At 48.2% G+C, this 14,590-nt stretch carries 2 protein-coding genes (1 of these 2 only partly in view); both read right to left on the bottom strand.

Translation table 11 applies throughout. The features are described from left to right. Positions 1-1,071 carry a sensor histidine kinase gene (locus KD145_RS00815; RefSeq protein ID WP_212004037.1) on the bottom strand — a complete coding sequence of 357 codons (1,071 nt, stop codon included), beginning with the start codon at positions 1,069-1,071 and terminating at the stop codon, positions 1-3. Positions 1,072-1,234: 163 nt separating this feature from the next. After that, on the bottom strand, positions 1,235-14,590 hold the 3' portion of the coding sequence (locus tag KD145_RS00810; protein ID WP_212004036.1) for a non-ribosomal peptide synthase/polyketide synthase. Its footprint extends 42,492 nt past the window's final position; only the last 13,356 of its 55,848 coding nucleotides appear in the window; its start codon lies off the right edge, out of view — the gene reads right to left on this strand; it ends in the stop codon at positions 1,235-1,237.

The following is a 14,590-nucleotide window of genomic DNA, read 5'->3' as shown; positions in this document are numbered from 1 at the left end:
TTAATCTATCTGCAATGTCAGCCTGACGGTATATAGGTTATTATCTGTAGTGATATTCAGTACATGTTTTTGCGGATATAGCAGTTCCAGCCGCTGCCTGGTATTAGCAATGCCTACACCGCTGCTATGTACCGGTTTCCTTTCCCGGTAAATGCGGTTCCGGCAGAAGAAATTAATATGATGTTCGCTTATCTCCAGATGAATGAGCATCGGGGCCGGCATATGTTTGCTGACACCGTACTTAAACATATTCTCTACAAACGTCATCAGTACCAGCGGGCTGATCACCTTTCGTTCCAGCTCGCCTGTCACCTTGTAATCCACCAGCCCCGGGCGCAGACGCAGCTGCTGCAAGGCAATATAATCACGGATACATTCCTCTTCCTGAAGCAGGGGTACATAGTCTGCACAAACATCATCCGTAATGTACCGCATAATATTTGACAAGCGCAGAATACTGTCCGCAGTGTAATTATTTTTTGTAAGCGCCAGCGTATAAATGTTGTTGAGGGTGTTAAACAGAAAATGCGGATGTACCTGTGCTTTCAGGAAAGATAATTCAGCCCGTATTTTTTCCCGCTCAGCCCTGATGGCACGCTGTTCTGTCAGCTGCCAGCGGCGCGTGGTAGTAATGGCAGCGCCCAGCGCCATGATCATAAAGAAGATAAAGAGACTGGTAATATCGATAACGGGTGATTCATACACCCAATCTGCCCCTTCGGGAGGAACAGCCCATTTTTGCTGTAACAGCCGGTCAAACGGTTGCAGAAAAAATATACCACCACAGAGTAACAGGGCCATTGCTACATAAATACCATACCTGCCCGGTATAAAAAATCTGGGCATGAGATAATAACGGTTGAAATAAAACAGGATGATATAACAACTACAGAACAACCAGTAGCTGTAATGCATGGCAGGCGCTATCAGTTCAGTATATCCTTTACCGTTGTGCATAAACAACAACGGAAATATCATAAAAAGCAGGCAGCAAACAATGTGGATGCTGATTTGAGGGGCTCTCCAGGATAACATATACAAATTAAGGGAGGCTGCCGGGTTATTTTTCATATGTATCGATGAAACGGGGAAATGTACCGATTGACTGATCGGAGTAATATAAACAATAACCCCCGGTTATCCCAATTAAATCATATCGCGTATATGCTGCAGTGACTTTGTGAATGATATTAATAAAATTAAGCCGGCAGCGGATTTGCTGCCGGCTTTTTTACTATAAATGTCCGGCTATTTTTTTCACGACGTTATGGTCGAATACCCATGTATCATGGTCACCATCAAACTCCACAATCTCCGCAGGCCCACCTGGCAATACTTCGGACAGATAGTTGTCTGCCGATGCAACGTAGTGGTTGACCAGCTGAATTTGACTTTCCGTAGCCGTCTCCAGTATGCGTTCACCTGTTTTGGTAGCTTTGAAAAGCAGGACATGCTTTGCTATCCGCTCTTTCAACTGCGGATCATAACCCATGTTAATCTTTCCCAAAATTGTTGAATGACACAAATCAGAAACATATCCGCACTTGAAGAGGGAATCTACCATTGCCACTTTTTCCACCTCTAAACCACTTGCCGTCAACTGCCTTGCAATCTCAAAAGCCAGTATACCTCCCATACTCCATCCAAACAGATGATACTTGCCTGATGGCTGTAATTTCCTGATCAGGTCTGCATAGTAGCGGGCAAGAAACTCATAACTGATCTCTGTAAATTCTTCCTGAGTCAGTTTTTGCTTGAGATGCATGTAGTAATTATTGAAGGCAACTATAGGTACATTTTTTAATTGTGATATAATATTTCCGAGATAACTTTCCGCCCCACCTACTGCCGGCGGCAACACAAACAATATAGGCCTGTCTTCTTTATCCGGATTGAGTTTGATGTATGGGTCAAAATCTTCTGTAAAATCACCTGGCGAATAGGTAGTCTCCCTGTTCTGACAATGTTCAGCTACAGCAGCCAGCATTTCATGGAATATAACAGCCAGCCTGTCCATCATTGTCTGACCCAGTTTGCCTGTAATATCAAATTTAAGCTCACCATTGATTACCGTACCATTTGCGGCTATCCGGTAATGGTCTATATTATCAAGGGCGGGCTTTCCTTCCTGCTCTTCCTGATAATTAAAGAAGATACGCGGCAATGCCCCCTTGACATATCCGTTCAATGCACCATATCCTAGACCGTTGCCAGGTACTGCTCTCAAATACTCCTTCACGCTGAGAATGGTATTTCCGATATCTCCCGGAACAGTATGCAGGCAAACAGGGTACATGGTTGTAAACCATCCAACAGTGCGGGATAAATCAAAACCAGTTATCTTCTCTCTGCCATGGCCTTCCAACACCAGGTAATGATCTGCGCTGCCAGTGATAGCCAACAACGTTAATCCCCATGCCGCAAGCAACAAATCATTGATAGTAGCATGGTAGGCTTTTCCGGCTTCTGTCAGCAATAATCGGGTGGTGGCACTGTCCAGACTAATGGCTGTATGATAATGCGTTGTTTCTTTTTCTGCCAGTTGGGAAATGATATCGGGCGAACTGTGGTAGCTCTCTGTCGTTTTCTGCCAGTAGCTGATTTCATCGGCATGTTCCAGATGATAGTCCTGTAAAAAGGTCGCCCATTGCCTGTAGCTGGTACCCTTATCACCCAATGCGACAGCAGTGCCGGCAGCCAATGCCGTATAAATGGTTTGCAGATCATCGCGGAGAATGCGCCAGCTCACCGTATCCACAATGAGATGATGAAGCACAAAGAATATCCGGGTACTGCCATCTGCAAAGCCGTGGAGATAAGCCACGCTATATAACGGGCCTTCATTCAGATTAAAATGATGCTGGTATCCTGTCAGTATCTGCTGTAGCTCATCAGCAAACGCCGCACTACCTTCATCATACGGTATCATACGGACATCCAGTACTTTCATTTCAGGCGCATCCGCTTCCGGATGATAATATTGCCTGTATCTTCCTGTTTCATCTGCCTGATACCGTAAGCGCAGGGCGTCATGGAATGCAGCCAGTTCTTTCAACGTCAGTTGTAATAAAGCGATATCCAGTTCTCCGGTACGGATTGTAAATGATTGATTCCAGTGATGCGCATAGTTTAACGGGTGGCTGAAGAACCATTCCTGTATTGGCAACAGTGCGGCCTCCCCGCTTAAAATCCCTTGTTCTGCTACTGTTTTTACCGGTTCTGCGGCCTTCGCAATCACTTTATCATGCAGTTGTTCGATACTGCGGTAAGTAAAGATATCCTTCATATTCACCTTCACACCCAACTGCTGTCTGATCCTGTTTTGCAGCTGGATACCAAGGATACTGTCTCCTCCCAACCGGAAGAAATCATCCCGGATGCTGATACTAGCTGCCGGTATTTTAAGCACTTCTGCATATATCTCACGGAGTACGGCTTCCAGCATGAATTTCGGTAGAGATTCCTGATCGGTTGCATTACTGAGAACCGGCTCCGGCAACGCTTTAAGATTTACTTTTCCATTAGCCGTCAACGGTAGTTTATCCATATGGATAAATGCTGTCGGTATCATGTAGTCCGGCAGCGAAACGGACAGATGTTCCCTTAACGCTGCATCTTCTACAGCTGTTGCCGCTACATAATAGGCAGCCAGGTACCTGGTTGTTTTTTCTGCATCGGTGTTTTCTTTTACTACTACAATACTTTGTTTTATTTCTCCATAGCTGCTGAGTGCCGTAGCTATTTCGTCCAGCTCTATTCTGTAACCACGTAACTTCACCTGGAAGTCTGTACGGCCAATGTATTCTATATTACCATCGGGCAGGTATCTCACCAGATCACCTGTTTTATAGAGGCGGTTGTTTTCTTCCGGCCCGCTGAAAGGATTGTCAATAAAGCGCTCCTGCGTAAGTGCCGGCTGGTGGAGATATCCTCTTGCCACACCGTCGCCGCCGATGTACAGCTCTCCGATAGCCCCGGACGGCACCGGATAGAGGTTACTGTCCAGTACATAGGTAGAAGTATTGGACAAGGGGTGACCAATAGGCACAATACCGTCTGCCACCTTCACCTGGTTATTGCAACAGAAGGAAGTGGCAAAAGTAGTAGTCTCTGTAGGGCCATATACATGCAGCAAGGTGACCGAAGTGTAGTTGTCCAGGAAAGCGGCTACATGTTTAAACGAAACATGTTCCCCACCAAACAGGATGTACTTCAGATTTTTTAATCCGGGAAGCGATTCTTCTACCAGTAGATTGAATAGCGCTGTGGTGATGAAAAAGATGGTCACCTGTTCTTCCTGCAGTATGTTGCCGAACCTGCTGATATCCTGCAAAAGATCTTTATCAGAAAGAATGAGCGACGCACCGTTGAGCAGTGATCCAAAAATATCAAAGGTAGAACCATCAAAGGCGTAATTGGATATTCCCATTATCCTGTCTGTGGCCTCAATATGAATATAGTCTGTATTTTTCACCAGGCGGGCCACATTCCGGTGAGTGATCATTACTCCTTTCGGCATACCGGTAGTACCGCTTGTATACATCACATAAATCAGATCGTCGGATATATTGAAATGTGGGAGGTTAGCCACAGAAAAGCCATTCAACGCTTCCGCCCAATCAGGATTATCTATTGCCGTGATGGATGTTGTGGTGAGCCGGACCAGTTTCTCCTGATATACTTCGTTAGTCAGCACCACTTTAGCGGCGGTATCAGATAAAATGTATGCGATCCTGTCATCCGGATAAGCAATATCTATCGGCACATACGCTGCTCCCGCTTTCAGTACCGCCAGTATTGCAATCACCATCTGTGCTGAGCGGTCGAGGTACAGACCTACCAGGTCATCGGGTTTCAACTCATAATGGGCACGCATATACGCAGCCAGCTGGTTGGCTTTGGCATTCACCTGCGCATAAGACAGACGGACATCTTCATATACCAGCGCGATAGCATCAGGGATAGCTGCCACCTGTTCTTCAAACAACTGGTGGATGGTTTTGTCAGCAGGATAATCACGAACGGTATTGTTCCAGTCGAAGATCATTTGCTGGTATTGCGCTTCGCGCAGATGCACCAACGAGGATACTGTGATATCCGGATGAGTTATTAGCTGTTCCAGGATGAGTTCCATACCGGAGAGCAATTGTGCAATGATGGCATCATCAAATAATTCTGCTGCATATTTGATGCTAAAGCTAATCTCAGCACCTCGCTCTGCCAGCACCACGGCCAGTGGATAGTCAAGCTTCTCCATACTACTTCTGAACCGGATCGACAATAAGCCCTCTTCTCCATCTGCTCCTTCCGGTACCGGATAGTTCTCAAATACAAACAGACTGCTAAACAGGCGTTCGCCGCCGGGGTTCAGCCTACCCAGGTTTATATCGCTGCGGCTGTTCACCTCTCCGATATGGGCCTGTAAATGTTTAATAGCTGATAATACACTACCAGCACCATGTTCCATGATCACAGGAAGCGTGTTGATATATAACCCTACGGATTGTTCTATATCGTTAACAGGCAGGTTACGGCCGGAAACGGTCATGCCCACTACGGTGGTATGTGTGTTGCCATAGAGGCTCAGCTGCCGGTGCCAGCAGTACTGCAGCACGGCATTGAGGGTAACTCCATGAGTGGCACACAAGCGCTTCAGCGCCTCATAGCTTGTGCCGCCTATGATCTTTGCCTTTTCTGCCGGCTGCAGAATATGACGATAAGCCGATAACCGGATATGACGCTGATCTGCGCGTAGCAGACTGCTCAGGTCTTCCTGCTCTTCCAGCCGGGCCACTGCAGCGATCCAGTAGGCTTCATTATCCCCGCGATGTTGCTGCAGGTAACGCTGCGCTTCTGTATAACTCTGGTCTTCCCTTACGACTACAGGCATCCCCTGCAACAGCTGCAGATATACTTCGTGTACATAATTGAGCAGCAACGGCATGCTCCAGCCATCCAATATAGCATGATGGTTGCTGAAAAGGCAGCTCCAGTCATATTCTCCGCGTTTCACCAAATGTATCCGGAACAGGTTGCCGGCAGACAGATCGAAGGACAAGGTACGGTCCTTTGCCATCAGTTCATTCAGATACGCCTCCTGTGAAGCTTTGTCCTGATCACTGATATCCAGATAGTGCCAGTCGGTATGTCCATGACGGTCTATAATCTGCACCAGTTCATGTTCCCAGGCAAAGCGCAGACGCAGCACGCTGTAACGCTGTTGCGCATACTGCCAGGCCTGTTGCAGCAGCGCCGGGTTAATGGCATTGTGATAATCCCAGAACAGCTGCACGCGGTAGGCATCGTCCACCTCTCCCTGATGCAGGGCATGGTAGATAAAACCTTCCTGCAGGCTGCCCGCCAGATAAACGCCGGACACTTCCTGCTGCGATTGCAATACGGACAACCAGGCGTTGGAGACGATATTGTCTGTATCGCTGGCTGTCAGCCAGCTACGGGATGCACGGCCCAGCCATTCGATCATCTCCTCTAATACCTGCTGGTACTGTGCCGCCAGGGTGGTCAGCAGATCAGCTGCTATGCTGCCGGTGATATTGAACTGAAGACGGCCGCCTATCACCAGTCCGTTAATATTGATCAGGTGATGATCACCGTTGGAGGCATCTATCGAAAGACCGCTGCCTTCTCCTGTCAGCTGCCATCCGCTGCCAGCGGCACTCTCCTGCCCATCGAACTGGCCGAGGTAGTTGAAGCTGATACGAGGCAAACCTTCAGGACGGTAGCCCGTGAGTATCCCATAGCCGATACCGTTAGCCGGTATTGCACGTAGGGTTTCTTTAGCTGCTACCAGCTGCGCGCCGTAATCATTGCCTTCACTGATGATCTCCACAGGGTACATCGTGGTAAACCAGCCACTGGTATGTGTAATATCGATGGAGGGAGAAAGCGCCTCACGACCATGACTTTCCAGCAATACGTAATGACTTGTCTCTCCTGTGATACGCGACAGGGCGGCACCCAGGGCGCCTAACAGCATATCATTGATTTGCGTATTATAAACATGATGACTTTCACGCAGCAAACGGCTGGTATACGCTGTATCCAGCATCAGTAGCGCATGATTGGTCTCTTTAACCGCCAGACCAGATAAAACAGTATTACCTGCTTTTATTCCTGGTAACAGATCTGACCAGTATTCCTGTTCTGCTACAGATAATTCGTAGCCGGAGATCAGCGTTGTCCACTGACGGTAGCTGCTGCCTTTGGGGCCTAACCATGCTATCAATGAACGTGTATCCGTTGTAGTTACTGCTGATAAATGATTGTAAATACGTTCCATATCCGCCACCAGCATACGCCAGCTCACCGTGTCTATCAACAGGTGATGTACCGCCAGGAAGAGGCGTGCGCGACCGTCTGCAGCATCTTCCAGGTAGCCGGCTTGTAATAACCGGTCTCCGTAGATATCAAAATCTGCCTGCCAGGAGGTCAATAAAGCCTGCAAGGCTTCAGGTGTCTCCAGGGTGCGGATGTCCAGGCGGTGTATGTCTACACTGGTAGCTTCTTCACTGTAGTACTGGGTACCATCCGGACGATAGCGTAAACGCAGCCCGTCATGATAGTTGAGCAACACTGTCAGTGTACGTTCCAGCAGTATCATATCCAGTACCGGTACGCTGATCAGGAAAGACTGGTTCCAGTGATGGTACTTCGGCAGCAGTCCATTGGAGACATTGGTAAAGAACCAGCGCTGTATCGGTAGCAACGGTACTTCCCCGGACAGGATGCCCTGTTCTGTTTCCAGTTGTACAGAAGACGTAGCACCTGCTGCAATCACATTCGTATACAACGAGGCAATGGTGCGATAACGGAAGATGTCTTTTACGGTGATGTGAATACCCGCCTGTTGACGCAAACGGCTTACCAGCTGGATACTTACGATGGAATCCCCACCCAGCCGGAAGAAATCATCATCCACGCCTATCTTATCGCCGGATATGCCCAGCACCTGACCATAGATGGCACACATCGTTGCCTCTGTATCATTCTCCGGAGCACGGTAATGATCACTGTCGGTAAATACCGGATCGGGTAAAGCGCGGCGGTCTAACTTGCCGTTGATGGTCAACGGTAATTGCACCAGATGTATCAACAATGCCGGCAACATATAATCTGGCAGATACGAGCCCAGGTAATCCAGGATGGATGCATGATTCAAAGCTTCATCTGCCACATAATAACCAGTCAGGTATTTGTTACCTCCAGCCTGTTCCTTTACCAGCACCACGGCTCGTTTTATGCCATCGTAGCCAGCCATACGGTGTTCTATCTCGCCCAGCTCTATACGATAACCTCTGATCTTCACCTGAAAGTCGGCACGGCCGATATATTCCAGGTTGCCATCCGGCAACTGTCTTACCAGGTCTCCGGTTTTGTACAGCCTCGCATTACCGCCGGTAAATGGATCTGCCACAAAGCGTGTAGCCGTCAGTGATGGTTGGTTCAAATAACCTCGTGCTACACCGGCCCCACCGATATGCAGTTCTCCGATAGCACCCACGGGTACAGATCTACCCAATTGGTCCAGCACATACACCGTGGTATTGGCCAGCGGACGGCCGATATTGGCTGTGCTGTCTCCCGGATGGTAAGGATGCATTGTAGCACATACGGTTGCTTCCGTAGGACCATATTCATTGAGCAAGGTACCCTCGAAAGGTATATCACTCAGGTCCGGTAATTGTTCACCACCAGTAAATATCAATGACAGACCGGTAGGTACAGAGAGGAACTCACGCAACAACACCGGCGGAATAAATGTAACGGATATACGCTCCTTACTGATATAGCTACGTAGTGCATCCGGGGCGGTTCTGATACTATCCGGGTACAGGTATAAGGTATTACCGTTTGCCAAAGCAGGAAATGCTTCATACACAAATGCATCAAATACATAGTTGGAATAACAGCCCACCCGTTCATGCCGGTCCAGTGTATGCGCCGGCACCAGTGCGGTAATCAGGTTGATGACGCTGCGATGCTGCACCATTACACCTTTGGCAACTCCGGTGGTTCCACTGGTGTAAATTACATAGGCAAGATCTGTTGAAGCCGCCAGTGGAGCAAGGTTTTCTGCATCATATGTCTTCAATTTATCTTCCCATAAAACAGCACCTACCACTTCAACACTGGCAGCAGTCTGTAATCTTTCTTTATAAACTTCATTCGTCAGCACTACTTTGGTACGGGTATCCGCCAGGATATAGTGAATACGTTCATCCGGATAATCCGGTGATACCGGCACATAAGCAGCTCCGGCCTTCAGCACGGCCAGGATGGCCGTCAGCATGTCTGCTGTACGATCGAGTACGAGTGCGATCAGGTCATCTGGCCGGATAGTATAACGCTCACGCAGATACGCTGCCAGCCGGTTAGCCCTTTCGTTTAGTTCAGCATAAGTAAGCCGTGTTTCTTCATATACCACCGCCGGAGCCTGAGGCCTACTGCGTACCTGTTCCTCAAACAGCTGATGGATGGTTTTATCAGCAGCAAATGGTTGCTCCACTCCCCTGCTGTGACGCAGCATGGTGGCAAGACCCGATTCATCCAGGTAGTGCAGCGATTTCAGCTGAGCACCTTTTCCTGACACCAGCTGCGACAGAATAGTTGTATAAGTAGTAATAAAGCCCGTGATGGTATCCGCTTCAAACAATGCCGTTGCATAGTTAAAGGTGCCGTAAATCTCTTCTCCGCTATCATTGAGCATTACGGTCAGATCATATTTGGCAACGTTGTACTGCCCGGGTTGCTGATAAGGCTGGAACAGCTGATCTGCTCCTTCCCGGCCACCAAACGCCTGCATATTGAAAGTCGTCTGGAATACCGGATGACGTGATACGTCCGGCTCTACATCCAGTTCATCCACCAGCTTCTCGAAGGGAAGGTCCTGGTGCAACTGGGCTTCAATCACAGCAGTACCTACCTGACGGATAAAGTCTGTTATCCGTTGTTCCGGATCTATTTCTTCCCGCAGCACCAGTGTATTCACAAAGAAACCGATCAGGTCTGCTATCTCCCCGTAATGGCGGTTGGCAACAAGGCTGCCCACCACAATATCCTGCTGGTTACTATAAGCACTCAGCAACAGATAGTAACCACTCAGCAGCACGCTGTACATACTCACTTCCAGTTCACGGGAGATAACCCGTAAACCTTCGCTGGTAGCCTTATCTACTACAAAAGATATATTCGCTCCTTCATAGCTGATATTCCCCGGACGAGGTTTATCTGTTGGCAGATGCAGCGTTTCATAACCAGACAGCTTGTCTCTCCAGTAAGACAATTGCCTGTCCAGCACAGCCCCTTTCAGGTAATGGCGCTGCCACAACGCAAAATCCTTATACTGCAAAGGCAGCGGCGCAGGCAGATATTTTTCTGCCTGTACAGCATCGCCGGCAGCGAGGTATTCATAATGATGATAATAATCCGATAAGTCGCGCAGCAGAATCTCAGTAGACCATCCGTCAAATGCAATATGGTGCAGCACAATACTCAGATAATGCACTTCCGCTGGAAGTGTATAGAACGTTATGCTGACCGGCAGTTCTTCCACCAGCCGGAATACACGATTGGCTTGTGCCGCGAGTTCCGCATGCAGCACAGCTTCAGAAGGCAGCTCCTTCCTGCCTATTTCCAGCGGAGACACCCTATCGTCCTGAACCTCCTGATAACTCAATCCTTCTTCTGTCGTTCTTATCCTGCTTCTCAGTACTTCATGGCGGTGCATAACGGCGCGCAGCGCCAGTAACATATTTTCCGTGTTCACGTGCTCCTGCAACTTCAGTACCAGTGGTACATTGTAGGCATTACTACCACCTTCATAGTTCTCTATAAACCATAAACGCTCCTGGGCGAAGGATAACAACTGCTCTTCCGGACTGCTGATAACAGGTGGCGTAATGGTTACATGATCTCCAGTATCCTCCTGTAACACAGCCGACAGTTTGCGAATGGTGCGGCAATTAAACACTGCTGATACACCTGTTTTTACGCCCGGCAAGGTATTCAGCCGGTTTACCAGCCGGATCGCCATAATACTGTTACCTCCGAGACGGAAGAAGTCATCTGTGACACTTATTCGGTCCACGGCCAGTTCCAGTACTTCACCAAATATGGCGCACAATTGTTTCTCCATTGCATTAGCGGGTGCCTCATAACTGCCCTCTCCCGTAAAAGCAGGATCCGGCAAAGCACGACGGTCCAGCTTTCCGTTAGCCGTCAGTGGCAAGGCATCCAGCCGTATCAGCACAGATGGGATCATATATTCAGGCAGATAACTACCCAGATAGTCACGTAATATCTCTTCATCCGGTGTTGCAGCAGATACGTAATAACCCGTCAGATAATGGATACCCTCAGCCTGCTCTCTCGCCAGCACTACCGCATCCGTGATGCCGGGATAAGCCACCAGCTGATGTTCTATCTCAGCAGGTTCTATACGGTAACCACGGATCTTCACCTGGAAGTCTGTACGACCAATGTATTCCAGATTACCATCCGGAAGGTATCTTACTGCGTCGCCGGTTTTATACAGATAACCATTGCCAAAAGGATTCTCTATAAAACGTTCACGGGTCAGTTCCTGCTGATTCAGATATCCACGCGAAACCCCTGCTCCGCCAATATAAAGCTCTCCGATAGCTCCTGTTGGCACAGGGCGCAGCTGATCATCCAGCACATAAATGCTGTAATGATGATAAGCCTTGCCGATGGAAAATTCGGTAACGGTATCGTCTATACGATAATAAGTAGCTCCCACCGTAGTTTCTGTTGGGCCGTATTCGTCAATGATAGTTGTAAAGCGGGAAAGTATCCGGCTGATCTGATGACGCAACAATTTCTCCCCTCCTACAATGGCCGTTTTCACATGTACTTCGGGATTGTTCAGCAACGACAGGTATGCTGGTGTGCTTTTCACCAGTTCGATACCATGGGTGATCAGATGTTGTTCATAAGCTGTCACATCTGTTATGCTGCCTTCAAAAATATACAGGCATTTGCCAAAGCACAACGGATACAGGGTAGTCGTTACCGATAGGTCGAAAGATAAATTCCCTGAAAAATCAACACGGGTGAGATCTTCCGGCAAGATATCCTGTACATTAAACAGATAGTTGACCACATTCCGATGCTCTACCATCACGCCTTTGGAACGGCCTGTTGTACCGCTGGTATAAATAACATAGGCCAGCTGTGAGGGCACTATTGCCATCGCCGCATTTTCGCCACTATATCTCACAGACAAACTCGTCTGGAAATAAATATCTTCTGTATTGAGCACCTTTAAGGAAAGTCCTTCTGTCAGTGACCTGATTCGTTCTGTATGCTGTTCGTTGCTCAGTACCACTTTGGTGCGTGTATCACTGATGATATAACGTAGCCTGTCACCGGGATGAGCAACATCGGCCGGAACATAGGCCCCTCCTGCCTTGAGGATAGCCAACACCGCTATCAGCATATCTACCGAACGGTCCATGCAGAGTACGATCAGGTCATCCGGCTGCACATCAAAATTTTTCTTCAGGTAGGCTGCCAGCTGATTGGCCTGTTCATTTAATTCACGGTAGGTCAGTCTCCGGTCTCCACGTACAACTGCCAACTGGTCGGGTACCTGCGCCACCTGAGCTTCAAATAATCCGTGAATAGTGGCTGTTGTGGGATACAGTTTCGCTGTATCGTTATGCTGATGTTTGATTTTATCATACGCTGCCTCATCTGCGTAACGCAATGATTTTATTTGTTGATCACTGGTTTTCACAAGGGCAGACAGCTGACTTAAAATTTCCTTGTAGGTATCAATATAACCGGCTATTGTGCTTTCCTTAAACAAGCTGGTAGCGTAGTTAAATGCCCCCTGGATATCCTCACCGCTATCGCTGATCACCACAGACAAATCAAATTTAGCCACCTTAAAATCTGTCTGTCTGCCATATGGTCTAAATAAACTGCGGTCTTCAGATGTGTTGTGTCTGCCGAAGTTATGTCCATCAAATATTACCTGTACCACAGGATGACGGGAAGCATCCGGTGTTATTTTCAGTTCTTCCACCAGCTTTTCAAAAGGAAGGTCCTGATACAACTGCGCAGTCACTACAGAAGCTCCCACCTGGCGGATAAAATCCGTTACCCGTTGTTCAGGGTTTATTTCTTCCCGCAGGGCAAGTGTATTTACGAAAAATCCGATAACATCCGCAATTTCACTGTAGTGCCGGTTGGTGGTAGGGCTACCCAGCACAATATCCCGCTGGTTGCTGTAAGCACTCAGCAACAGGTAGTAACCACTCAGCAGCAGGCTGTACATACTCACTTCCAGCTCATAGGAGACAGCCCTTAGCTTATCGCTGGTAGTTTTATCCAGACTAAACAGCAGGTCTGCCCCTGCATAACTCACTTTTGCCGGACGGGGCTTATCCGTAGGCAGCTGCAGTGTTTCATAGCCAGACAATTTATTCCTCCAGTAAGATAGTTGTTTGTCCAGTGCTGCACCGGTCAGATACCGGCGTTGCCACAGCGCAAAATCCTTATACTGCAAAGGCAATGGAGACATTGCCAGGGCTGCTGCTTTGGCGGTATCATTTGCCTGCAGTGCCACATAATGATAATAATGTTGTTGTAATTCACGCTGCAGAATATCCGCCGACCAGCCGTCAAACGCAATATGATGCAGCACCAGGCTCAGATAATCTTCTCCCTGTATATGGTATATCGCTACCCGCACAGGATATTCTTCTTCCAGTCTGAACACATGATTCGCGTCTGCCGCCAGTGCACTGTCCAGTTCCTGCCTGGTCAGCAATATTTTTTCAGTAATCTGCAACGGATAGGCAGTATCATCCATCACCACCTGATAACCATGTCCATCTTTACCCACCCTGATTACACTTCTTAATACCTCATGACGCTGTACAATAGTACGCAATGCCTGCATCAGGCATTCTCTTTCTACCTCAGGGTGCAACTGCATGACCACCGGAATGTTATAGGCGTTGCTACCACCTTCATAATTTTCGATGAACCACAGGCGCTCCTGGGCAAAGGATAATAATTGTTCTTCCGGAGAAGTGACAACCGGTACAGTTATGTTTACGTTTTCAGCAACATCGCTGTGTAAGTGAGCCACCAGTTTACGGACAGTACGGCAGGTAAATACTGCCGATATATTTGTTCGTATATCCATCACGGTTTTTAACCGGTTCACCAGACGGATAGCCATGATACTGTTACCACCCAATCGGAAGAAATCATCGTCTGTTCCGATTTTTTCCGGCGCTATTCCCAATATCTCTCCATAGACGGCGCACATGGCTGCTTCTGTATCATTTTCCGGAGCACGGTAATAATTACTGTCGGTAAATACAGGATCGGGTAGAGCGCGGCGGTCCAGCTTGCCGTTGATGGTCAACGGCAACTCCTGCAGGTGCACCAGGGCTACCGGCAGCATGTATTCGGGCAGATAGGCCCCCAGGTATTCCAGGATGGATTCATGATTCAAAGACTCATTCGCCACATAATAACCAGCCAGAGACCTGTTACCACCGTCTTGCTCCATCACCAGCACCACTGCTTGTTC

This window comes from Chitinophaga sp. HK235 (genome assembly GCF_018255755.1).
GTDB lineage: Bacteria > Bacteroidota > Bacteroidia > Chitinophagales > Chitinophagaceae > Chitinophaga.
This window is presented reverse-complemented; position numbering and strand designations above follow the sequence as displayed.